We start from the raw sequence: 23,045 nt of genomic DNA, 5'->3' as shown, positions 1-23,045 counted from the left end.
GGCCGGCCTGTCCAAGAGTCGTCTGTTTCAGACCTCTCGCTTCCTCCTGCGGACAGCCAAGGGACGGCCGGAGGTCTGGATGGAACTCAGCTTCCAGCTCCACATGGATCCAGAGGGTGAGTACCTGACCGTCTACAAGTCGTTCATCGGTGTCTTCCGAGACAAGGAGACCAAAGTCGGCTTGGTGCACTTCGATTATGAACGTGACAAGGCTGATGGGTACCCGGACGCGCACTTGCAGGTCCAGGGCTACTCGGAGTTCCTAGCAGAACTCCTCCCGAACCGACCCCTGGCCAAGCTGCACTTTCCCGTCGGGGGTAAGCGGTTCCGGCCGTGTCTGGAAGACGTTATTGAGTTCCTTATCGTGGAGGACCTTGCAGAGGGTGCCCCGGAGTGGCGTGGAGCATTGGCACCCGGCCGCGAGCGTTTCCAGCGTAACCAGCTGCGAGCGGCTATGCGACGCAACCCCGACATAGTGCGCGAGTTCGTGAAGGAGTACCGCTTCGACGAGACCTGAGAGGTTCAGTACTGTGCATAAACCCAGGTCTACCGGTGGTGCGCGCTGCGACCCGCGCCTCGTAGTGACTACAAACTGCGGGGCTTGATCAGTTTTTCACCTCGCGGGATGGATCTGATCTGGTGAGGGAGCCCGGCCAGCATGGAGGCCAAATCGTCTTCTTCCTCACTGGTCGCAAAGATGATCTGGCTTCCAGCTGCACCATTCGCAGCGGCGCGACCCAAGAGCTGCTGAAAGCTGGCACGAGCCGCCTCTTGCTGTCTCGGCTCATCGAAAATCAGAATTTGCGGATGATGTCCACGGAATTCGCGTGATACTTCCATGAAGGAAAAAAGGTAAGCCCAGATCACTCGGATCATATCGCTCGCCGACAAGTCAAACCCGAGATCGAATCCCTCATGAATCGGGCGATATGTCTTCTTGGAGATGTCGAGGGACTGTGGTACCAGTGAGCGAAATCCGTACGCATCAAGCTGAGAGACGAGTGATGACCTCAGGGCGCTGATCTTAGCCTCATCAGAAACCGTAAGGTCCCTGCCCTTGAGCGCGGCCAATTCTTCCTTATTGCGTCGCCATGTTGCAGCCAGCGAGTCAAGCTCATCAATTGATGACTCAATCGAATCCCTGATGCTACGCAGCGCTTTGACCTTTTCTTCCAGTCGCAAGCGCTCGGCTAGAAGAGAAGAATCCGGCAGTGAGTTGGGGCTGACTAGCGCGTCCTTTTGTGACCGGATGGCCGCCCGCAACCCCTCCATCTCTTCGCGCAACCTGTAGACGCGGGCCTGGCTGATCTCTGCAGTCCGTGCGGCGTCGAGTGCCATGGAGCGGAAGGTCGCTAGTTCTCTCTCTAGATGTGCAATGTTGTCCTCAATCGCCAATGGGTAGTCGGTAATTTCAAAGCCGTCGGGAAGGCTCTGACCGCATGTTGGGCAGTTTTCATATGCGGTACCCAAGTCATCGGGCGATCCAAGGCGCTGAAGGAGAAGGGCATCCTTGTGTTTGCGTAGGTCTTCTTCCAGTGCTTCGATGCGCAGCTCAAGGGATTGCCGCTGCTTGTTCGCCTGCTCCCAGTCCTCTATCGCAGAAGCCAGCACCATACTGAGCTGGGTTACCCTCTCCTGGTTTCTAGTTAGGGCTCCTTCAATCTCAGTCGCGGCCTCCCCGACGGAGGCGACTGGCCGAACTTCTTGGGCATCCAACTCCCTCGCGATTCGGTCAATCTCGTCGTCAAGTGAAATCCATCCGGATCCGGAATCCATCTCTAGGCCAACTAGATCTTCCCTGCGCCAAGTAGTGCTCGGCTTTTTTGGGATTCCACGCACGAGAATTCCGGCCCTGGATGCTAAATCAGAGATGCTACGATGCACGCTTTTCCAGTCGGCCTCAAGGAGCGAGATAGCCGACTCGATTCTTTGCACTTCAAGCACCATGTCCATGGCGTCCATGGCCAAGATGAACTCGGCTGATCGTTTGGACACATCCTGAATCCCCAAGTATGTGGGGATTCGGGCTTGAACGCCGGACCAGCCGTGTTTCTGCTCAACAAAGAAGTAGGGAAAAAGGCATTCCAGATACAGTGGCCCTTCGCTCCCGTCCATTCGGGTTACCCGTGGAGGCTCCCAGCCTAGGAAACGAGCCAGTTCGTAGTGGAAGCCGGCCTCTCTCTGTGCGGCTCCGGCTCGACGGACAAAGTAATCCCGCTGCGTGTAGGCGCTGCCAGGTTGCGACAGTGTTGGCCCACTCCGGGTACGCACGAGGCTGGTATCGTGCCGGGAGCTCTTAACAGGGCGACCAATCGTTAGAACTTCACCCCGAGAGTTCTCAATTTCGAGCGCGACGCTTGACTCGGTTACTTGGTATTCTCTCCCCTCAACCTCAATAACGTCCGTCATGGCATGGGGGAGAGGGATATCTCGACTAGGGCTCATCATGCCCTCAAGGCCCAGTGCATAGATAATTGACTGCAGGCATGTGGACTTGCCGCTAGAGTTGTCGGCTCGCAGGATATTGAGGCCCGCCTCAAAACTCAGATCTGTTCCACATGTGGGCCCGGAGGTGCGGACATTTAATGAAAGCCTCCTGATTTTCACGACTTAGGACCTCCACTCCAATAGATCGTTGACAGACTTCTGAGTGATTCGGGCTGGCAGGGTGGCTAAGAATTCTTTCTCAGGTAGTAAGAGCTCTGGATGGGTCCAGAGTTTGTTAGCGAGTCGCTCTCCCTTCTCTGTGAGGGAGATGGTGGAGTTATCATTCCTCTTCGCCAGTCCCGTAGCCACGGTCAGGTTGATGGTGCGGGTTGTCGAGGGATCATGACGGATGATTAGACCGTTCGGCTTACGGTGCTCCGTAAACCACTCCTTGATCACCTTGCGTCCCTGTGCAGAGCGTAGAGCCCAGGCAAGTACGTGAATCTGCTCCAGGTTGGCTGTATTTCCTCGACAGCGCTTCAAAATCAAGACAGCTGAAGCCAGCCTCCATCCCGTACGGAGATCGCCAGGGATTGGGTCGGGGCGTCGTGTAAAAACGACCCCGCTTGTGATGCCCGAGAAAGCACGCTCCAAGACGGATGTATTACTCATGATGCACTCTCAATCTCAAAGTCCAATGGGCATCGCATGAGCCAGTCAGCGATCGAACCCCACGACATGGCATCGACAAATGCATCGTCTAGAGCGGGCGCCTGGCGGGCCAACTCCTCTTTTAGTGACCTTACGATGGTAGTGACGTCTGCCGCGCTATTGGTGCTTCCAGGGGGATATTCTAGGACTAGTTTGCGCTCCTTGCGTACTCTCGCCCCTGTTGCAGCTTCCCACTGATCGGGATACTTTTCTCGCAAGCGAGTCAAGGCGTTTTCCGAGTCAAGGAACTGATTTACAAGCTGTTCGAGATATGTCTTTTGGGCAGTCGGGGACAGCCTGAGTTTCGCGAGTTTCTTGAGCGCGACGTGAGCAAGCTGGGAATTACCCTCCATCCAGTCATCGACTTCATCGGGAGGGGTAGGTACGACGTCGACTAGAGACGTGGCCCGTTCCAGAACTTCACTTCGCTCTGCGGCGTAGATAGCATCAGTAGCAACGGTGACCTTGAAGCCATCTGCGATGAATGGGAGGCCTTTGGCGCGGATCTCATCCGACTTTGTGCTGGCATGCTGAACGAGTTGAGCAGAATCGAAGATAGGCACCAGGAAGATATAGTTGTGAATCTTCACATCTCCGAGCAGCTTGTGAAGTTCCTTCTGTTTGGTATCCAGCTTTCTGAGGTCCGTCGAGAGTTTGTCTCGCTGCTTTTCGTATCGTTCAGCAGTAGACAGTGGCTCGACTGGGGCATAGCACTGAAACGCTCGTCCACAGAAAGTGAACGCCTCAATTCCAAGGTCTCCACCGTGTCGAGCCGGGACCTCCTGAACCCGGTCTGCCCCGTAATGACGTCGAGCCAAAAGGAGGCAGTACTTCTCCCACTCGTCTCCTGAGTAGTGGTGAGTTGCTACCAAGTAGACCCCCAACCTCGCGGGCTGCCGCCCAGCCCATAAAGGGCCTGCCTGTGAGGCCCTCCGCCCCAGGACATGATAGGGAGAGGTTTTGCCCGGTGACCTCTGCTTTCAATCATCTAGGTCGGTGGAGCGGGTTTGGCCGGTGGCCTGCCCGGTCTGGGGTCGAGCATGACCAGGGGGCCGTACGCTGGCTGGCAACTCGGGCAGGCTTTGGACCTGCCCGCAATGTGCACGAGTGGCCCCCTGGTCTTGCTCGACGCGGGACCCGGACCGGGGAGGTGGCTAAAGCCGTGGAGCCGACCGCCCCAGCCACGACGTACCCCTTCTCTGACGTCAGGCGGCTGATTGCTGTGCGCGCGGCGCGGGCGCCGGCCGGGCTGGAGCGGGGCGGAGACAGGAGCGCAGGCCCGGCCGGGGGCCGGGCCGCGCGCGGGGAGCGGAGCGAGCCGCCTTGAACCACTAGAGAAAGTTGTAACTCAGTCTTTGGTGTGGGGCGTGAAGTCGTATGCGCAGGCTGGAAGTTCGATGCCTTGGCGGTGGGCCAGCGGTAGGAAGACAACTGGTCGGATCGTCCATGTGATGCGGGTGCTGGCGTGGGTCAGAGAGACCGTGCAGGGCTCCATGCGTAAGAGGGCTCGTCGCGTGTCGATGCGGCCGTCGTAGAGCCATTCCCAGGCCTCGTCGGAGGCGTCCGGGTCGAGTGCAGGTGAGATGGTGCGCAGGGCGACCGCTACCCATCTGTCAGCCTGCGGTGCGGAGTAGGCGTCGAAGGATGCCCGAAGTGCCGGCCACCCAGTCTCGTCGCTGACGTCCTGTGTCCAGCACTCGCACCAGAAACCCCGCTGGGGCTTGTCCATCAGCACGGGTGTCCCCCCGGCTGGGTGTCCGTGAAGAGTTCCGCGGTGACGGTGTAGCCGCTGTGGCTGCCGTGGACGACGACCCGATGCGCGATGACACTCACCATTCCCAAGCCGCGGCCATGCACGGCGTCCTCGCTCGGCCGTTCGACCTTCGGAGTCGTGCCTGTCCCTCCCTCGTCGGTGACCGACAGGGCCACCACCTTGGGGGAGACCGCGAGGGCCAGGTGGAAGCTGCCTACCCCGCCGCTCGCCGTGTGGAGGATCGCGTTCGTGCTCAGCTCGCTCACGATCAGTTCGGCGTCGTCGGCCAGGGGAGATCCGCGCAGGATGTCCCGTGTCCAGCGGCGGGCCCTGCTGACCTCTTCCGGAAAACCTGGGCAAGTGAGTCCCCAGACCCGGGCGGTGCTCGTATACTCGTGCATACAAGTTCCTTCGTGCTGGTAGGCCGCCATGTGCAGCGGGTTCGGGCTAGACGAGTTTGACGCCGTCGTGGGCGCGGATGGCCGGCGGGGATACCGCGTCGAGTGCGTCCAGGACGCGGATCGCGTATGCCTCGTCGGCGAGTTCGATGACTTCTTCGCGGGTGGCCCAGCGCAGTGCGCGGGTCTCGTCCCCGGTGGTGGGCGTGCCGTCGGCGGCCTCGCAGCGGAAGACCATGGAGACGATCAAGCCCTTCATGTTCTTGTAGATCCCGGTCAGGGTCGCGGGAAGCGCGATCTTGATGCCGGTCTCTTCGAGAACTTCGCGCTGGAGGGCCTCGGGGATGGTTTCCTCGCGTTCGAGGACTCCGCCCGGGGGTTCCCAGTGGCCGTTGTCGCGGCGTTTGATCAAGAGGGCGCGGTCCTGGTCGTCGACGATGACTCCGGCGACGCTCACGGAGTGCGGACGGTCGGTGCTCACGTTCCTCTGCCCTCTCGGATGGCTAGGCTCTCCACCGTAGCAACAAAGCTCGCCCACTCGTCTAGATACCTAAAGGAGTACACGTGCCGTCTCTTTCCTCCGGCCTCCTCGGCGATCTCGACCCCACGAGCGATCGTGCGGTCTTCCGGCAGATCGCCGACCAGCTGCGCGAGGCCATCGACCGTGGGCGATTCAAGGAGGGCGAAAAGCTGCCCTCTGAGGCCGAACTCGTCGAGCATTACGGGGTTTCCCGTATGACGGTTCGAAACGCCTTCTCCGTCCTCCAGGGCGAGGGCCTGGTGCACGCCGAGCACGGCAAGGGCGTCTTCGTACGACCACGACCGCCTGTACGGCGTCTCGCCTCCGACCGGTTCGCCCGGCGCCACCGCGAGCAGGGGAAGTCCGCCTTCATCGTCGAGGCCGACGCCGCCGGCAGTCACCCGCAGGTAGACAGCCTGGAGGTCAAGGAAGAGAAGGCAAGCCAGGACGTCTCCACCCGGCTCGGTTCCGTGCGGCGAGTGCTCGCCCGGCGTCGCCGGTATCTGCTGGACGGGCGGCCCGTGGAGTTCGCCACCTCGTACCTGCCGCTCGACATCGCACGGGGCACACCGATCGCCGAGCCGAACCCCGGGCCCGGCGGCATCTACGCCCGGCTTGAGGAGCTGGGGCACCGCCTCGATCACTTCGAGGAAGAGATCCGTGCCCGGATGCCCTCGCCTGATGAGGTGCGCACGCTGCGGCTGGCCTCCGGCGTGCCGGTCATTCACCTGATCCGGACCGCTTTCGACCAGGAAGGCCGGGCCGTGGAGGTCTGCGACACGGTCATGGCGGCGGACGCCTACGTCCTGTCGTACCAGCTCCCGGCGACGTGAACGCCTGATCGGCGGTGGTGCGCGGGGAGGCTTCTCCGAACTCGTACACCCCAACACGCTTACTCGTATAGACGAGTGGGCAAGTTGTGTGGCAAGGTGGTTGCCGTTTCCGGGAGATCGGGTTCGAACGCCGCATCTTGTATAGACGAGCAGACGGGGAGAAGTCTTGCGCACCATCCGTGTAGAGACCTCGGCCGCAACGATCCTGCTGACCGAAGCGCCCGAGCCCAAGGTCCGCGACCGGCAGACCGGCGAGATCGCCAAGGACGCCACCAGCGGAGAGGCTCTGATGACGATCGGCGTCGTCTACCTGGAAGACGGCGAGTCGTCGCTGATCAAGGTCACCGTTCCCGAGAGCGGAGTGTCCGAAGGGCTCGCCCTCGGGGCTCCGGTCTCGCTGCCGGGGCTGGTGGCCCGGCCGTGGGAGCGCGTCTTCAACGGCCAGCAGCGCCACGGCATCGCGTTCCGCGCCGCCGCCGTTACTCCGGCCGCGTTCCCGGCCGCCACCGGGGCCGCTGCCTGATGACCGACCTGACGACACTCCTGGAGGTGGGTGGTCCTGTCGCCGCACTCGGCGGCGGGGCCGCCTACGCCCGGGCCAAGCACCCCGGGGTGTACTGGTCCACGGTTGGCCTGCCGATATCCACCGCCCGGCTCCTCAGCTCCTATGGCTCGGTCATGGAGGCCTGCGGCCTGACCGTGGCTCCGTCCCGGCTGCGGATGCTGGCGGTCAAGGCCACCACCCGCCGAGAGGTCCGTCCCGTACCGCCGCGTCGCGGCATCATCCGGCCCACCTCGACCGGGCTGCGGCTCCGGCTCCGCCTCGCTCCGGGGCAGGAACCCGCCGACGTCGCCGCCTCGGCGGAACGGCTGCGGCACGCCTGGGGCGTCCACGCCGTGTACGTGACCACGATCAAGCCCGGTGTGGTTGAGCTGCGGCTGGTCGGCTTCGATGTGCTGCGGCAAGTGCGGATGCCGCGCAAGGTGGACGCCGGGTTCCTTCAGGTGCCGGTGGCCCTGCGAGAGGACGCCATGCCCTTCGTGCGCGACTACCGGACCGTGCCCCACCAACTCACACTCGGCGCCACGCTGTCGGGCAAGTCCATGTACCTGCGGCACCTGATCGCCGGACTCGCCCCTCAGCCGGTCGCCCTGGTCGGGATCGACTGCAAGCGCGGTGTGGAGCTGGCACCTTTCGCCTCCCGCCTCTCCGCGCTGGCGACCGAACCGGAGCAGGCTGCCGAGTTGCTGCCCGTGCTCGTGAAAGAGATGGAGGACCGATACGACCTGATCAAGGCCCGGCAAGGCATTGCCCCGGACACCCCGGCGGAGGAAATCACCTCGGACGTCTGGGGGCTGCCCGAGTCCGAACGCCCGGTCCCCATCGTGCTGTTCGTGGACGAGGTGGCTGAACTCTTCCTTGTCGCCACGAGGAAGGACGAGGAACGCCGGGACGAGATGGTCACCCAGCTCATTCGTCTCGCCCAGCTCGGCCGCGCGGCCGGCATCTACCTGGAGGTCTGCGGCCAGCGGTTCGGTGCCGAGCTGGGCAAGGGCGCGACCATGCTGCGGGCCCAGTTGACCGGTCGCGTCTGCCACCGCGTCAACGACGAAGCCTCCGCGAAGATGGCGCTCGGCGACATCGCACCCGAAGCGGTCACGGCCGCCTGCGCCATCGCCCCCGAACGGCCCGGCCTCGCCGTGGCAGGTGACACCTCCGGCGGCTGGTCTCGCATCCGCACGCCGTACCTGTCGCTGGGCGACGCTGCCGAGACCTGCCGCGAGTCGGCCCACCTGGTCTCCGACCTGCCCGCGCTCAAGCCCTTCCGGCCCGACGTGCCCGTACGGCCCGTCGAGGCACCGGGACTGGCTGTGCGGCCCCGGCCCGTGACCGACTGACCCGCGTCCCCACTCAACCCCGGTCGGCGTGACCGCCTCACGCCACGTCCCTACCCCTCCATGCCCGAATTCGGAAGGAGCCGCAGCATGCGCGCCCACCTGGCCCGCGTCGATGCGGTGCTCGTTCAGGCGGTCATCGCCGCCGCGCTGTCCTTCGCCCACCTGCACGATGTCGCCTCGGCGGCCGGGCAGGACGGGTGGAAGGCGTGGGCCTACCCGATCAGCGTTGACCTGCTGCTCGTCGTCGCCTGGCGCCGACTGCGCTCCGGAGAGGCGAAAGCGGCCGGGTGGTGCTGGTTCCTGATCGCACTCGCCGCCTCCCTCGGCGCGAACGTCGCCACCGCCGGCCTGCTCGACCTGGATCACGTCCCGGCCTGGCTGCGCATCCTCGTGGCGGGCTGGCCCGCGGTCGCCTTCCTCGGCGGAACGCTCCTGGTCCACTCGCCGCCGACAGCGCACGACGAGACCACTGACGCCGTGGACCAACAGGATCCCGACGACATCGAGGACCAGGAGAACGCGCCCGATCCTGCGCCAGACCCCCCGACGCCACCGGCGGCCGACCTGGCACCGGCCCCACCGTTGGCCCCGCCTCCGGTCGCTGTCCCGCCCGCCCTGGTCGAGCACGCCCGCAAAGTCGCCGCCGACCACCACACCCGCACCGGAAAAGCCATCGACACCCCGACCCTGCGCGCCCGCCTCGGCGTCCCGCCGCCCATGGCCGAAGCCATCGCCGCCCAACTCACCTGACCAGCAAAGGAAGATCATGCCGCTCTTCTGCTTCAACACGGCCGCCGACTACCTCTCAGCGGCCCGCGACATGGCCGTCAGCGGCCGATCGACCCTCGCCCGGCTCCTCGCCGAAGAAGCCGCCGACCGCACGCCGGACCCGGAAGAAGCCGCCCGGATCCTGCGCGACTTCCCCCGCCCCAGCCCGCGACAGGAGGACTGACCATGCCCGCACCGAAGCGCTTCCGCCACGTCAGCCGCATCGGCCCCGTCCAGGTCGGCACGTCCTACGACGGCCGAGGCCGGGAGAAGCACACCGCCGCCTGCACCGCCCCGCGCTGCGGCTTCTCCGCCGACTACGACAGCCGCGCCGCCGCAGAGCTGGCCGCCCGCACCCACCGCTGCCCCGTGCGCTGAAAGGATCCCCGACCCGTGACCGTCAGCCTGCCGCTTGTCGTCGTCCTCGGCTTCTTCGCCTGGGGAGCAGTCAGGTTCCTCGGCGTCCGCGTCTGGATCGTCGTCCTGATCGCCCTCTTCGGCTTCTGGCTCTCCCGCACCTTCCTCGCACCCGCCATCGAGTCCGGCACACGTTCCGGCGTGACCGTCATAAACGGCTCACACACCTAGACGAGTAGATAAGGAGCCCTGACCGTGTTCCTCCCGAAGTACCCCGACAGCCCGACCCCGCCGCCCGCGCACACCCACACCCCGACCGAGCCGGCACCCATACGGCGTTCGTTCCCGTCGGTCTCCATCGATCAGAAGACCATCGCGGCCCTGGTCGTCGGCGGGGTCGTCCTCACCGCGCTCCTGGCAGCCGTCGCCGTCACGGCCATCTCCGTAGCCGTCGCCGCCGTCGTCCTGCGCTCCATGCTCCGCGACCACCACCGCCGCTGAACCGCGCTGGCCGCCGGGGCGGCGGCACACGACCAAGCATCTCGCCGCCCCGGCGCCTGCTCCTCCCGACCGACCGAGCCAGTCAGAAGGGGAATCGCCATCTTCACCCGCACCACTCCGGCCCCACTTCCGGAACTCGCGAACCTGGCCGCGCAGGGCACGCTGCCGGGTATCCTCCGCCAACTCTCCGGACTCGGCGGCTGCACCCACCCGATCCGCCTCGACGGTCACCGCACCGAGTACGACGTCGACACCCGCACCGGCGAGATCGGCAATGTCCTCCACCGCCTCGACTCGACCAGCCTCCCGGCCGGACAACTCCTCGTCCGCTGCAACAACCGCCGCACGACCCGCTGTCAGGCCTGCGCCGAGGTCTACCGCCGCGACACCTTCCACCTGATCACCTCCGGCCTGCGCGGCGGCAAGGGCACCCCCGAACACGTCGCCACGCACCCGCGCGTGTTCGCCACCTTCACCGCGCCGAGCTTCGGCCCGGTCCACAACCGCCCCTCCAGCGGGCGCCCCTGCCGCTGCGGCACCCACCACGACCAGAACGACGACGAACTCGGCTCCGCGCTCGACCCGGACACCTACGACTACGAAGCTGCCGTGCTTTGGAACGCCCATGCCGGTCCGCTCTGGCGGCGCCTCTCCACCTACCTGCGCCGAGAGGTCGCCAAGCGCGCCGGCCTGTCTCAGCGGCGCTTTCGCGAGCACGCTCGCGTGTCCTTCGCCAAGGTCGCCGAGTACCAGAAGCGCGGCGCGGTCCACTTCCATGCCGTCATTCGCATTGACGGTCCCAGCGGCGGCGACACCTCACCCCCTGCCTGGGCAACCGCCGAACTGCTCACGGACGCCATCCGCGCTGCCGCCGCCAAGGTCCGCGTGGACGGCCCGACCATCGACGGCCGCACCCACACCTTCACCTTCGGCCGCCAACTCGACGTCCGCACCATCCGCTCGGCCGATTTCAACGGCGGCCAGGAGCTGACCGAACGGGCCGTCGCCGCCTACATCGCCAAGTACGCCACCAAGGGCGCCGAGACAGCGACGGGAGCTCTCGACCGGCCGCTCAAGTTCGCCGCCGAACTCGCCCAGCTCGACATCAGCGATCACGCCCGCCGCCTCATTCGCACCGCATGGTTCCTCGGCGCGCGCAAGGACCTCGAACACCTCCGCCTACGCGCCTGGGCCCACATGCTCGGCTTCCGCGGCCACTTCTCCACCAAGTCCCGCCGCTACTCCACCACCCTCGGCGCCCTCCGCGACGCCCGCGCCGAATGGCGCCGCGCCCAAGCCGCAGCAGCCAACGGCCCCGAGCCCGAGACGACGTACGTCCTCGCCCACTGGGTCTTCGCCGGTACTGGCCTCTCCGACGCCGAAGCCTGGCTTGCCGCATCTCTCGAACCCGCCCCCGGAACGGAAGGAGAACCGACATGGACCGCCGACGGGATGAACTGATGACTGTCCCGCAGATCCTCGCCGAGCTCGGCGGAGTGTCCCGGCGAACCTTCTACCGCTGGCGCGAGCTGGGGCAGGCTCCGGAAGCGATCAAGCTTCCGAATGGTGAGCTCCGCGTCTGGCGCAGCGACTTCGACGCGTGGCTCCACGGGCTCGCGGAGGCGGCGTGAAGTCGCATGACGTGAGGGTGTGGGGCATCCGCAAGCGGCCGTACAAGACGCCGTCGTATGACGTGCGATGGAAGGTCGGCGATGCCCCGCCGTTCTCCGAGACCTTTCGGACGAAGGCACTCGCCGACCACTTCCGGGCCAAGCTTCTTCGGGCTGCCCAGAAGGGGGAGGCATTCGACACGGAAACCGGTCTGCCGGACTCCATGGCACCCGCCAAGGCGTCTCGCACCTGGTACGACTTCGCACGGGCCTACGTCGCCATGAAGTGGCCGCACGCGGCTCCGAACTCGCGCGACAGCTTGAACGAGACGATGACGCTCGTCACGACTCAGCTGCTGGGTGATCGGCCTGGGCGTCCAGCTGACGACGTATTGCGCCGTGCGCTGCGTGGCTGGGCTTTCGTAGTCCAAGCCTCGGGCGAGGGAGATCCGCCGGTCGATATCGCGAACGCTCTTCGCTGGGTGGCCAAGGCCTCGCTGCCGTTGGCGACACTCAAGAATCCGGCAGACATCCGCCGCGTCCTCGACTCGCTCAAGCTCAAGCTGTCCGGCGCTCCAGCGGCCGCCGAGACGGTACGGCGCAAGCGCGCGGTCCTCTTCAACGCCCTCGCCTACGCGGTCGAACTGGGGGAGCTCCCGGAGAACCCGGTGACGCTCGTGAAGTGGAAGCCACCGAAGGTGACCAAGGAAGTCGACCGCCGGGTCGTGGTGAACCCTCGGCAGGCACGCGAACTCCTGGCCGCAGTCTCTTACGTCGGCGGTTACCGCAGGGCCCGTGGACGGCGCCTGGTCGCGCTCTTCGCCTGCATGTACTTCGGTGGGCTTCGGCCGGCGGAAGCTGTGGCGCTGCGTCGTCCGGACTGCACGCTGCCGGAGGCCGGGTGGGGTTCACTGATCCTGGAGAAGACCCGCCCGACTGTGGGGAAGCGCTGGACCGGGACCGGGGAGGTTCACGACAACCGCGGCCTCAAGAACCGCCCCACGAACGAAACCCGCATCGTCCCGATCCCGCCTCGTCTCGTCCGTATGCTCCTCGCTCACATCGAGGAGTTCGGCACCGCCGAGGACGGGCGGATGTTCGCCAACGAACGCGGGGGAGTGGTCGCCTCCACTACGTACTGGCGCGTCTGGGACGAGGCTCGGCACCTGGCGCTCACGCCGGAACAGGTGGCCTCGCCGCTGGCCGCTCGGCCGTACGACCTGAGGCACGCCGCGCTCTCCTCGTGGCTCAATGCGGGCGTCGACCCCACCGAGGTTGCGGAGCGTGCGGGCAACAGCGTCGAAGTGCTGCTGAGCCGGTACGCGAAGTGCCTCGATGGTCGCCAGGACATCGCCAACCGCCGGATCGCCGAGCTCCTCGGTGGGGACGACGACGGCTAGGAGGACGAGCCCAGCGACGGGACCTGATCCCGACACCCCTCCGACACACGCACCTGCGGCATGATGGCCCCTGGACTACGGTCCGGGGGCCTCAGCGTTTTCCGGGCCTGACCTGCGGATTCCTACCCTGTAGCCAGTCCACGTGGACACATCGTGCCCACAGCTCAGGTCCTCCCATGCACCCTGCTGATATTGATCGTCACTCGCTATTTGAAGGCGAAAAGGGATAGCGCGGAGTGAGATGCGAGCGACAACGGAGCCGCGTAGCCTGAAAATATAAGGGCGCACGAGCCGAGGAAGTCGAGGGGGCGTCCGCCGTGACTGTTTGGTGGCGTGAACGCGGATTCCGAACCAGTCCCTATCACGTGGATCCCGTTCCGAGTTCATTTGATGGGGAAGCGCTTCTGGTTGGACGGGATGGGCAGATCAATGCTTTGAATGACTGCATAACCGGCGGCGTTCTACACCCAACTGTTGAGGGGGAGAACGGGGTGGGTAAAACAAGCCTAGTCTCTGTCGCTCAGTACAGGCTGTGGCGAGAATTCAACGAGAATGACGGGATCCCGTTCATTCCGATCAAGACGACTGAGTTGCGCTCAAACGATACTGCCGCTTCATTTACCAGGAGTGTGATGTTCGATGTAGCTCACGCTTTCATTAAACACAGGAAGATACTGAAGCGGCGCGGTTATCATTTCCCTGACTCGCGTAACATTGAAAGGTGGATTTCCGATCCGGTGAATCGGTCCAGAACTGCGGGTGTCTCGGCTTTGAGCTTCGGAACCACCTTTGGGGGGTCGCGAACGTCGAACACATCACCCGGTTTTGCTGAATCTGGATTCCCCTCCGCAATCATGGCTTGGCTGGAAGAATGCTTCCCTGACCGCTCCTCGGGCGGGTTCGTGTGCACGATAGACAACCTTGAGCTGCTGCGGACTGCCAGGGCATCTATTAACGCCCTTGAATCCATGAGGGATGCACTCTTCAAGTGCCCGGGTCTTTTTTGGGTGCTTTGTGGATCCAACCACGTAACGCGGACTTTGGTTCAGACGCCACGTCTTAGAGGGCGTCTCGACGATCCAATCGAGTTGTCCCCAGTTGGGGATGGTGACGTCAGGGAGATCCTCAAGCGCAGGTTTGACGTTTACGCTGTCCGTAAACCGCACGACGCGCCTGTCGATGCGGACGACTTCTACTTCATATATGCAACCATAGGGAAGCAATTGCGTGACGCCTTTAAGTATGCGGAATGTTTCTCCTCTTGGTTTGCAAGGGAGCGTCCTGTTGTCGAGCCCTCGGGGCGTAGCAAGCTCCTTAAGGAGTGGCTTACGGGTAAGGGTAAGGAGCACGAGAGTAGTCAGCCCGTACGTTTGAAGGTTAGGGAGCGAGGCTGGCAACTTTTCGACAGGCTGGCCGACGCGGGAGGATACTGTATCTACAGTCAGCATCAAGAGTTCGGTTTTCCCGGTCAACAAAGCATGCGGGACCAGATCGCGCGCCTTGTGGACGTCGGCCTAGTTCGCCAGGACACGGACGTTTCAGCTAATGGCCGCAGAGTGATGTCACTAACCCCGATTGGCTGGCTTGTTGCGCGTGCTAGAGGTGTCGTTCATGACGTCACATAGCTGTGCGTGGATCACTGTAAAACTCACCGCAAGTTCGGTGGGTGGCAAGAAAATGCGTATGGCGCTATAGCGCGCTGTTCGGCACCGCCGAGGACGGGCGGCTGTTCGCCAACGAACGTGGGGGAGTGGGCGCCTCTACCACGTACTGGCGCGTCTGGGACGAGGCCCGGCACCTGGCGCTCACGCCGGAACAGGTGGCCTCGCCGCTGGCCGCTCGGCCGTACGACCTGAGGCACGCCGCGTTCTCTTCCTGGCTCAATGCCGGCGTCGACCCCACCGAGGTCGCGGAGCGCGCGGGCAACAGCGTCGAAGTGCTGCTGAGCCGGTACGCGAAGTGCCTCGACGGTCGCCAGGACGTCGCCAACCGCCGGATCGCCGAGCTGCTCGGTGAGGACGACGGCCAGGAGGACGAGCCCGGCGACGGGACCTGATCCCGACACCGCTCCGACACGCGCACCTACGGCATGATGGCCCCTGGACTACGGTCCGGGGGCCTCGGTGTTTTCGGGGGCCTGACCTGCGGGTTCCTGGCCTGCGGTCAGTCCACGCATAGTCCACGGCGCCCGACATACAGCCGCTCCAAGCCGCACACGCCTGCACATACGCGAAGACCCCGTCCCAGCGAAAGCGCTGATGGCGGGGTCTTTGGGCACCTAATCCAAGGTGCCCCCGGCAGGATTCGAACCTGCGCACACGGCTCCGGAGGCCGTTGCTCTATCCCCTGAGCTACGGGGGCGTGTCGGGCGGGAGCTGTTCGCTCGCGGCGACGGGTAGAACACTACCAGCTCCCTCGGGGTGGTCATGAACCACTTTCCGCGCTGCCTGCAGCAAGGCCTGTTCCGCCTCCACGCGGGGTCAGCGCATGGGCCCGCACGGCCGGCACGGCGTGCCGGTCGCCCGTGCGGGGTGGAAGTGGGGAAAACCCGGACGCGATGGCCGGGGGCCACCTACTCTCGAGTTGTGCCAGGCGCGTCGGGCCGGGTGCTTGTTGTCGACGACAACAAGGTCATCCGGCAGTTGATCAGGGTCAACCTCGAGCTGGAGGGGCTGGAGGTCGTGACCGCTGCCGATGGTGCCGAGTGTCTGGATGTCGTTCATCAGGTGCGCCCCGACGTCGTGACCCTCGATGTCGTCATGCCCCGGCTCGACGGGCTCCGCACCGCCGCTCGGCTGCGGGCCGACCCGCGTACCCGTGACGTCCCCCTTGCCATCGTCAGCGCCTGCAGCCACCACGAGATCGAGTCCGGGCTCGAAGTGGGTGTGGACGCCTTTCTACCCAAGCCCTTCGAGCCCGCCGAACTCGTCGTTCTCGTACGGCAGTTGGTCGAGCGTGCCCGGGGTGGCGGGCGGCTGCGGGGTGGTGGTTCCGGCGTCGGCAAGGAAGGTGACGCCTCCGCCCATCAGCCGGCGGCGGTCGAGTCGTCCGCCACGGGTGATCGGTCGGCCGTGGCTCATCCGCCCGTCGTCCCGCCCGTCGCCGCGGATCAGTCCGTCGGGTCGTAGCCCCTTCTTCTTTCCTCCCCCTCACCACGTGAGGCTGCGCCCCCGGGCATCCGGACCGCTGTGACGTCCGCCGGCGTCCGGGGCCTCCGCCTCAGGGTGATCTCCGCCCTTCTCCCGTCGCGCCCGCCCCCTCCGTCCACATCCCGGGACCCTCGGCAAACCGGTTCGCTTACCCACCCCCCTCCTCCCCTACGCTTGACCCGTGACCCCCGTCGAGCTCTCGCGCACCGTGCTGCACGCCGTGCGTCGCGCTGTCGACGAGGGGGAGCTGTGCGTGACCGTGCCCGAGCGGGTCGTGGTCGCGCCGCCCGGGCCCGGAGGGTGCGGCGACTACGCCACCCCCGTCGCGCTGCAGCTGGCCCGTGCGGCGGGCGAGTCCCCGCACCGCGTCGCCGGCATCCTGCGCGCGCGGCTGCTCCAGGAGCGTCGGATCACCGACGTCGTCGTCACCGGACCGGGGTTCCTCAATCTCCGTCTGCGCGGTGACACCTCCGCCGACCTCGTCGCCGAGATCCTGCGGTGCGGGCAGCGGTACGGGCACATCACCGCACCGAACCCGTCCGGCCGCCTCCTGCTCCGTTGTCCCGCCGAGGTGCGCGCCGTCGTCGTCGCCGACGCCCTCGCCCGCGTGGCCCGCAGCCAGGGATTCGTTCCCCGCTTCGCATGCGACGGTCCCGTCGACCCGCAGTGGCCCACCGCCCTCGGACTCGACAGCGACACCGACACCGACACCGACAGCGACACCGACACCGACAGCGCGCAGCACCCCGGCGACGACACCGCTCCCGCCCTCCGCCCCGCCCCCGCCCCCGCCGACCCCCTCCCCCTCGGCCGCGACGCCGCCCGCTGGGCCCTGCTGTATCCGGCCGGGCACGACCGGCCCCGCGTCACCGGCGAGCACCTCGTGCAGCGGGAGAGCAACCCCCTGTTCCGCGTCCGGTACGCCCACGCCCGCACCCGGGCCCTGCTGCGCAACGCCGCCGACCTGGGCTTCCACCCCGAGCCCGGCCCGGTGGACGCCCCCTCCCTCCTGACCGGCCTGCGCGACCACCCCCGCGTCCTCGCCGCCACCGTCGCGGACCGTGCTCCCGACCGGCTCGCCCGGCACCTCGTCGCCGTCGCCGACGCCACCCTGCCCGCGCTGCACTCCGTGCTGCCCCTGGGGGAGGAGAAACCCTCGGCCGCCCACCGTGCCCGGCTCGCTCTCGCCGAAGCCGCCGGGACGGTGCTGGCCGGCGGCCTGTCCCTGCTCGGTATCGACGCACCCGCACACCTCTGAGAGCCAAGAAGAGGCACACGACACCATGAGCCGTTCCGCACACCCCGCCGGGCCCCGTCACGCCGATGTCCTTCCCGAGGGCCACTACTCCGCCCCGCCCGCCGACCTCAACGCGCTCGACCCCAAGGTGTGGGCCGGGACGGTCACGCGCGACGAGGACGGTGTCGTCACCGTCGGCGGGATCCCCGTCACGCGGCTCGCCGAGGAGGTCGGGACCCCGGCGTACGTCCTGGACGAGGCCGACTTCCGCGCCCGTGCGCGGGCCTGGCGCACCGCCTTCGGGACCGGCGCCGACGTGTTCTACGCCGGCAAGGCGTTCCTGTCCCGGGCCGTGGTGCGCTGGCTGCACGAGGAGGGGCTGAACGTGGACGTCTGCTCCGGCGGTGAGCTGGCCACGGCGCTGTCCGCCGGCATGCCCGCCGAGCGCATCGCCTTCCACGGCAACAACAAGTCCGTCGACGAGATCACCCGGGCCGTCGAGGCCGGGGTGGGCCACATCGTGCTCGACTCCTTCCAGGAGATCGTCCGCGTCGCCCACATCGCGCAGGGCCTGGGCAAGCGGCAGAAGGTGCTCATCCGCATCACCGTCGGCGTCGAGGCGCACACCCACGAGTTCATCGCCACCGCCCACGAGGACCAGAAGTTCGGCATCCCGCTGGCCGGCGGGCAGGCCGCCGAGGCCGTACGGCGGGCGTTGCAGCTCGACGGCCTGGAGCTGGTCGGCATCCACAGCCACATCGGCTCGCAGATCTTCGACATGTCCGGGTTCGAGGTCGCCGCCCACCGGGTGGTCGGGCTGCTGAAGGACATCCGCGACGAGCACGGCGTCGAGCTGCCCGAGATCGACCTCGGCGGCGGGCTCGGCATCGCGTACACCAGCGGCGACGACCCGCGCGAGCCGCACGAGATCGCCAAGGCGCTCACCGAGATCGTCACGCGCGAGTGCGAGGCCGCCAGGCTGCGCACCCCCCGCATCTCGGTCGAGCCGGGGCGGGCCATCGTCGGGCCGACGGCCTTCACGCTCTACGAGGTCGGCACCATCAAGCCGCTCGACGGGCTGCGCACGTACGTCTCGGTGGACGGCGGCATGTCGGACAACATCCGCACCGCGCTGTACGACGCCGAGTACAGCGTCGCGCTGGTCTCCCGCACCTCCGACGCGGAGCCGATGCTGTCCCGCGTCGTCGGCAAGCACTGCGAGAGCGGGGACATCGTGGTCAAGGACGCGTTCCTGCCGGCCGACCTGGCGCCGGGCGACCTCGTCGCCGTGCCCGCCACGGGTGCCTACTGCCGGTCGATGGCCAGCAACTACAACCACGTGCTGCGCCCGCCGGTCGTCGCCGTGCGCGACGGCGAGGCCCGGGTGATCGTCCGCCGCGAGACGGAGGAGGACCTGCTGCGTCTCGACGTCGGCTGAGCCCGGCGCGCAGGCCCGGGGCGGCGGAAGATCTGCTGTCCGCCGCCCCGTGAAAATGAAATTGATGTCTCACGATCCGGACTCCGGGCAGAAAGTCCCGTCCGGTGAGTGAGACTGGATCCACCGATGACGGTCATGAGGAAACGAGGTCGGATGATGCGTACGCGTCCGCTGAAGGTGGCGCTGCTGGGCTGTGGAGTGGTCGGCTCAGAGGTGGCGCGCATCATGACGACGCACGCCGACGACCTCACGGCCCGCATCGGCGCCCCGGTGGAGCTCGCGGGCGTGGCGGTCCGCCGGCCCGACCGGGTCCGCGAGGGCATCGACCCCGCGCTCATCACCACCGACGCCACCGCCCTGGTCAAACGGGGCGACATCGACGTGGTCGTCGAGGTCATCGGCGGCATCGAGCCCGCCCGGGCGCTCATCACCACCGCCTTCGAGCACGGTGCCTCCGTCGTCTCCGCGAACAAGGCCCTGCTCGCCCAGGACGGGGCGGCCCTGCACGCCGTCGCCGAGCAGCACGGCAAGGACCTCTACTACGAGGCCGCCGTCGCCGGTGCCATCCCGCTGATCCGGCCGCTGCGCGAGTCCCTCGCCGGCGACAAGATCAACCGGGTGATGGGCATCGTCAACGGGACCACCAACTTCATCCTCGACAAGATGGACTCGACGGGCGCCGGGTACCAGGAGGCCCTCGACGAGGCCACCGCCCTGGGGTACGCCGAGGCCGACCCGACCGCCGACGTCGAGGGCTTCGACGCCGCCGCGAAGGCCGCCATCCTCGCGGGCATCGCCTTCCACACGCGCGTGCGCCTCGACGACGTCTACCGCGAGGGCATGACCGAGGTGACGGCGGCCGACTTCGCCTCCGCCAAGGAGATGGGCTGCACCATCAAGCTGCTCGCCATCTGCGAGCGGGCCGGGGACGGCGCGTCCGTCACCGCGCGCGTGCACCCGGCGATGATCCCGCTGAGCCACCCGCTGGCCTCCGTCCGCGGCGCCTACAACGCCGTGTTCGTCGAGTCCGACGCCGCCGGGCAGCTCATGTTCTACGGTCCCGGGGCGGGCGGTTCCCCCACGGCCTCGGCCGTGCTCGGCGACCTCGTCGCCGTCTGCCGCAACCGGATCGGCGGCGCGACCGGGCCGGGCGAGTCCGCCTACGCCGCGCTGCCGGTGTCGCCCATGGGCGACGTGGTCACGCGCTACCACATCAGCCTCGACGTGGCCGACAAACCGGGCGTTCTCGCCCAGGTCGCGACCGTCTTCGCCGAGCACGGGGTCTCGATCGATACGGTTCGCCAGTCGGGGAAGGACGGCGAGGCCTCCCTCGTCGTCGTCACGCACCGCGCGTCCGACGCCGCCCTCACCGGCACCGTCGAGGCGTTGCGCAAGCTCGACACCGTGCGTGGTGTCGCCAGCATCATGCGGGTTGAAGGAGAGTAACCAGCAATGACCCACCAGTGGCGCGGAATCATCGAGGAGTACCGGGACCGGCTGCCGGTCTCCGACACCACGCCGGTCGTGACGCTCCGCGAGGGCGGTACGCCGCTCGTGCCCGCGCAGGTGCTCTCCGAGCGCACGGGCTGCGAGGTCCACCTCAAGGTGGAGGGCGCGAACCCGACCGGTTCCTTCAAGGACCGCGGTATGACCATGGCCATCACCCGGGCCAAGGAGGAGGGCGCCCAGGCCGTCATCTGCGCCTCCACGGGCAACACGTCCGCCTCCGCCGCGGCGTACGCCGTGCGGGCCGGGATGGTGTGCGCCGTCCTCGTGCCGACGGGCAAGATCGCGCTCGGCAAGATGGGCCAGGCGCTGGTCCACGGCGCGAAGATCCTCCAGGTCGACGGCAACTTCGACGACTGCCTCACGCTGGCCCGCGGCCTCAGCGACAACTACCCGGTGGCACTGGTCAATTCGGTCAACCCGGTACGGATCGAGGGCCAGAAGACGGCCGCGTTCGAGATCGTGGACATGCTGGGCGACGCGCCCGACCTCCACGTCCTCCCGGTGGGCAACGCGGGCAACATCACGGCCTACTGGAAGGGCTACACGGAGTACGCCGCCGACGGGATCGCCTCCCGCAAGCCCCGGATGTGGGGTTTCCAGGCCTCCGGCAGCGCCCCGATCGTGCGCGGCGAGGTGGTCAAGGACCCCTCGACCATCGCCACCGCCATCCGCATCGGCAACCCGGCCTCGTGGAACTTCGCGCTCGCCGCGCGGGACGAGTCGGGCGGACTCATCGACGAGGTGACGGACCGTGAGATCCTGCGGGCCTACCGGCTGTTGGCGTCGCAGGAGGGTGTCTTCGTGGAGCCGGCGTCCGCCGCGTCCGTCGCCGGTCTGCTGAAGGCCGCCGAGCAGGGCAAGGTCGACCCGGGCCAGCGGATCGTCTGCACGGTCACCGGCAACGGGCTGAAGGACCCCGACTGGGCCGTCGCCGGCGCCCCGCAGCCGGTCACCGTGCCCGTGGACGCGGCCGCCGCGGCGGAGCGCCTGGGTCTCGCCTGAGGGCGCCCGGACCCGCTGTGACGTGCGCCGACGCTTCGAGCGCCGGTGCCCGCACGGCACGGTCCGGCGTAAGGCGGCGCCCGCTGGGGAAGGGTTCCGGCGGGGGGTGCACAGGGGGCTTGCGACACGCATCGTGCGCCTGCTGTGCGCCCTATGTCGCCGCAGAACCTTCCTTCGATAGGCTGTACTGAACCCGCCCGCCGCATATGCCTCCGCAGGAGCGCGGTGCCGCGCCGTCTCCGCGGCCGGGCAGCGGCCGGCCCTCCCGGCCGGCGGCGGCCCCCGGGGTTCCCGTACGGCATCGCATGTCCATCGAACGTCATTCGACAATCACGCAGCTCAAGGAGAGTCATCGAGCGATGGCCGGTCCAGCGTTCCGCGCCGCCGCCGTCCGGGTGCGCGTCCCCGCCACCAGCGCCAACCTCGGCCCGGGCTTCGACGCCCTCGGCCTCGCGCTGGGCTTGTACGACGACGTCGTCGTCCGGGTGGCCGACTCCGGGCTGCACATCGACATCGCGGGTGAGGGCAGCGAGACGCTCCCGCGCGACGAGCGGCACCTCCTCGTACGGTCCCTGCGCACCGCCTTCGACCTGCTGGGCGGGCAGCCGCGCGGACTGGAGATCGTCTGCGCCAACCGCATCCCGCACGGCCGGGGCCTCGGCTCCTCCTCCGCCGCCATCTGCGCCGGGATCGTCGCCGCCCGAGCCGTGACCATAGGCGCCGACGCCAAGCTCGACGACACCGCGCTGCTGGAACTGGCCACCGAGATCGAGGGCCACCCCGACAACGTCGCGGCCTGCCTGCTGGGCGGCTTCACCCTGTCCTGGATGGAGGGCGGCGCCGCCCGCGCGATCAGGATGGACCCGGCCGATTCCATCGTTCCGGTGGTTTTCGTCCCCGCCAAGCCGGTGCTGACCGAGACGGCGCGAGGACTGCTCCCGCGCAGCGTTCCGCACGTCGACGCGGCCGCCAACGCCGGCCGGGCCGCCCTGCTCGTCGAGGCCCTCACCCGCCGCCCCGAGCTGCTGCTGCCCGCCACCGAGGACCGGCTGCACCAGGAGTACCGCGCCCCGGCCATGCCCGAGAGCGCGGCGCTGGTGGAGCGGCTGCGCGGCGACGGCGTCCCCGCGGTCATCTCCGGTGCGGGACCCACGGTCATGGCACTGGCCGACGCGGACACGGCCGACAAGGTCGAGGCCCTGGCCGGCGCCGAATGGGCCGCCAACCGGCTCGGCCTCGACGCGCAGGGCGCGAGCGTGCTGCCGCTGACGGCGTCCGGCGACATCTGACGCCACACGGTTGCCGGATTTCGAGAGGGGGAATGTTTGTTGGATCCGGTAGTGTTAACCTCAAGTCTGCACCCGACCCCACCATGGCGAGGTGCCTCGTGTCCCCGTCCGGGACAGACATTCTTCCGGGAGCCCCCCAAGCCGCACTGTGTGCCGTACGTCGGACCGTACGCCGTACGAGGACACTGAGCGGGGCGCAGGGCGCGCTCCGGAACCGGTGCTCCCACGCCGCGTGACACTGACA

The 23,045-nt window shown here is 67.1% G+C and carries 25 protein-coding genes, 1 tRNA gene and 1 pseudogene; 20 read left to right on the top strand and 7 right to left on the bottom strand.

From position 1 onward, the window contains the following. Positions 1 to 79: 79 nt before the first annotated feature. Positions 80 to 517, top strand: coding sequence for a hypothetical protein (locus tag ACH4C6_RS01835; RefSeq protein WP_398106561.1), 438 nt, complete (start codon positions 80 to 82; stop codon positions 515 to 517). Between the two features lie 68 nt (positions 518 to 585). Here ACH4C6_RS01835 and ACH4C6_RS01830 read toward each other — a convergent pair whose 3' ends face one another. The 6 genes from ACH4C6_RS01830 to ACH4C6_RS01805 all read right to left on the bottom strand — a co-directional run bounded on the left by ACH4C6_RS01830 (position 586) and on the right by ACH4C6_RS01805 (position 6,009). After that, entirely contained in the window at positions 586 to 1,962 is a 1,377-nt protein-coding gene (locus ACH4C6_RS01830) for a hypothetical protein (protein ID WP_398106560.1), read from the bottom strand. Between the two features lie 1,133 nt (positions 1,963 to 3,095). Next, positions 3,096 to 3,728, bottom strand: a complete 633-nt coding sequence (locus ACH4C6_RS01825; RefSeq protein WP_398106559.1) for a hypothetical protein — start codon at positions 3,726 to 3,728, stop codon at positions 3,096 to 3,098. A gap of 758 nt (positions 3,729 to 4,486) precedes the next feature. Next, positions 4,487 to 4,867 (bottom strand): hypothetical protein, encoded by a 381-nt coding sequence (locus ACH4C6_RS01820; protein WP_398107107.1) that lies wholly within the window; start codon positions 4,865 to 4,867, stop codon positions 4,487 to 4,489. Then, positions 4,867 to 5,292, bottom strand: coding sequence for an ATP-binding protein (locus tag ACH4C6_RS01815; protein WP_398107106.1), 426 nt, complete (start codon positions 5,290 to 5,292; stop codon positions 4,867 to 4,869). The genes ACH4C6_RS01820 and ACH4C6_RS01815 overlap by 1 nt, the downstream gene beginning before the upstream one ends. Positions 5,293 to 5,338: 46 nt before the next feature. Beyond that, positions 5,339 to 5,746, bottom strand: coding sequence for an NUDIX hydrolase (locus tag ACH4C6_RS01810; protein WP_030851880.1), 408 nt, complete (start codon positions 5,744 to 5,746; stop codon positions 5,339 to 5,341). A gap of 20 nt (positions 5,747 to 5,766) precedes the next feature. Further along, entirely contained in the window at positions 5,767 to 6,009 is a 243-nt protein-coding gene (locus ACH4C6_RS01805; protein WP_398107135.1) for a hypothetical protein, read from the bottom strand. Between ACH4C6_RS01805 and ACH4C6_RS01800 the strand changes: the two genes are divergently transcribed. The 13 genes and pseudogenes from ACH4C6_RS01800 to ACH4C6_RS01740 form a co-directional block, all read left to right on the top strand. Next, positions 5,923 to 6,642, top strand: coding sequence for a GntR family transcriptional regulator (locus ACH4C6_RS01800; protein WP_398107105.1), 720 nt, complete (start codon positions 5,923 to 5,925; stop codon positions 6,640 to 6,642). The two genes, ACH4C6_RS01805 and ACH4C6_RS01800, sit on opposite strands and share 87 nt — an antisense overlap. 166 nt (positions 6,643 to 6,808) lie before the next feature. After that, positions 6,809 to 7,165 (top strand): hypothetical protein, encoded by a 357-nt coding sequence (locus ACH4C6_RS01795; protein WP_398106558.1) that lies wholly within the window; start codon positions 6,809 to 6,811, stop codon positions 7,163 to 7,165. Next, positions 7,165 to 8,541, top strand: a complete 1,377-nt coding sequence (locus ACH4C6_RS01790) for an FtsK/SpoIIIE domain-containing protein (RefSeq protein WP_398106557.1) — start codon at positions 7,165 to 7,167, stop codon at positions 8,539 to 8,541. Before ACH4C6_RS01795 ends, ACH4C6_RS01790 begins: the two co-directional genes overlap by 1 nt. An 87-nt stretch (positions 8,542 to 8,628) precedes the next feature. Then, positions 8,629 to 9,291 (top strand): DUF2637 domain-containing protein, encoded by a 663-nt coding sequence (locus ACH4C6_RS01785; protein WP_398106556.1) that lies wholly within the window; start codon positions 8,629 to 8,631, stop codon positions 9,289 to 9,291. Between the two features lie 16 nt (positions 9,292 to 9,307). Further along, positions 9,308 to 9,493, top strand: coding sequence for a hypothetical protein (locus ACH4C6_RS01780; protein ID WP_398106555.1), 186 nt, complete (start codon positions 9,308 to 9,310; stop codon positions 9,491 to 9,493). A 2-nt stretch (positions 9,494 to 9,495) separates the two neighbouring features. After that, entirely contained in the window at positions 9,496 to 9,687 is a 192-nt protein-coding gene (locus ACH4C6_RS01775) for a mobile element transfer protein (RefSeq protein ID WP_102910782.1), read from the top strand. 15 nt (positions 9,688 to 9,702) lie between these two features. Beyond that, complete coding sequence (locus ACH4C6_RS01770; RefSeq protein ID WP_053670608.1) at positions 9,703 to 9,897, top strand: hypothetical protein; 195 nt, start codon at positions 9,703 to 9,705, stop codon at positions 9,895 to 9,897. 24 nt (positions 9,898 to 9,921) lie between these two features. Continuing rightward, positions 9,922 to 10,167, top strand: coding sequence for a SpdD protein (locus ACH4C6_RS01765; RefSeq protein WP_398106554.1), 246 nt, complete (start codon positions 9,922 to 9,924; stop codon positions 10,165 to 10,167). 144 nt (positions 10,168 to 10,311) lie between these two features. Continuing rightward, positions 10,312 to 11,628 (top strand): replication initiator, encoded by a 1,317-nt coding sequence (locus tag ACH4C6_RS01760; RefSeq protein ID WP_398107104.1) that lies wholly within the window; start codon positions 10,312 to 10,314, stop codon positions 11,626 to 11,628. Next, positions 11,628 to 11,798, top strand: coding sequence for a helix-turn-helix domain-containing protein (locus ACH4C6_RS01755; RefSeq protein WP_078625823.1), 171 nt, complete (start codon positions 11,628 to 11,630; stop codon positions 11,796 to 11,798). Before ACH4C6_RS01760 ends, ACH4C6_RS01755 begins: the two co-directional genes overlap by 1 nt. Beyond that, positions 11,795 to 13,177, top strand: coding sequence for a tyrosine-type recombinase/integrase (locus ACH4C6_RS01750; RefSeq protein WP_398106553.1), 1,383 nt, complete (start codon positions 11,795 to 11,797; stop codon positions 13,175 to 13,177). The genes ACH4C6_RS01755 and ACH4C6_RS01750 overlap by 4 nt, the downstream gene beginning before the upstream one ends. 434 nt (positions 13,178 to 13,611) lie before the next feature. Next, a complete protein-coding gene (locus tag ACH4C6_RS01745; RefSeq protein ID WP_398106552.1) occupies positions 13,612 to 14,802 on the top strand; it encodes a hypothetical protein in 1,191 nt (396 codons plus the stop codon). A gap of 77 nt (positions 14,803 to 14,879) precedes the next feature. After that, positions 14,880 to 15,233 (top strand): annotated as a pseudogene (locus ACH4C6_RS01740) (site-specific integrase); the annotation flags it as partial. 233 nt (positions 15,234 to 15,466) lie between these two features. On the opposite strand, the gene ACH4C6_RS01735 reads toward ACH4C6_RS01740, so the two are convergent. Beyond that, positions 15,467 to 15,538, bottom strand: a tRNA-Arg gene (locus tag ACH4C6_RS01735). Between the two features lie 176 nt (positions 15,539 to 15,714). Here ACH4C6_RS01735 and ACH4C6_RS01730 point away from each other — a divergent pair. From ACH4C6_RS01730 to thrB, 6 genes are all read left to right on the top strand, one after another. Continuing rightward, entirely contained in the window at positions 15,715 to 16,305 is a 591-nt protein-coding gene (locus ACH4C6_RS01730; RefSeq protein WP_398106551.1) for a response regulator, read from the top strand. Positions 16,306 to 16,507: 202 nt separating this feature from the next. After that, positions 16,508 to 17,584, top strand: a complete 1,077-nt coding sequence (nrtL, locus tag ACH4C6_RS01725) for an ArgS-related anticodon-binding protein NrtL (protein WP_398106550.1) — start codon at positions 16,508 to 16,510, stop codon at positions 17,582 to 17,584. 25 nt (positions 17,585 to 17,609) lie between these two features. Further along, complete coding sequence (gene lysA / locus ACH4C6_RS01720) at positions 17,610 to 19,001, top strand: diaminopimelate decarboxylase (protein WP_398106549.1); 1,392 nt, start codon at positions 17,610 to 17,612, stop codon at positions 18,999 to 19,001. 153 nt (positions 19,002 to 19,154) lie between these two features. Further along, positions 19,155 to 20,447, top strand: coding sequence for a homoserine dehydrogenase (locus tag ACH4C6_RS01715; protein WP_398106548.1), 1,293 nt, complete (start codon positions 19,155 to 19,157; stop codon positions 20,445 to 20,447). A gap of 6 nt (positions 20,448 to 20,453) precedes the next feature. Next, positions 20,454 to 21,512 carry a threonine synthase gene (thrC, locus tag ACH4C6_RS01710; protein WP_398106547.1) on the top strand — a complete coding sequence of 353 codons (1,059 nt, stop codon included), beginning with the start codon at positions 20,454 to 20,456 and terminating at the stop codon, positions 21,510 to 21,512. A 359-nt stretch (positions 21,513 to 21,871) separates the two neighbouring features. Further along, positions 21,872 to 22,801, top strand: a complete 930-nt coding sequence (gene thrB, locus ACH4C6_RS01705; RefSeq protein ID WP_398106546.1) for a homoserine kinase — start codon at positions 21,872 to 21,874, stop codon at positions 22,799 to 22,801. The last annotated feature ends 244 nt before the right edge of the window (positions 22,802 to 23,045 follow it).

This window comes from Streptomyces sp. NPDC017943 (assembly GCF_044328425.1).
Classification (GTDB): Bacteria; Actinomycetota; Actinomycetes; order Streptomycetales; family Streptomycetaceae; genus Streptomyces; species Streptomyces djakartensis_A.
This window is presented reverse-complemented; position numbering and strand designations above follow the sequence as displayed.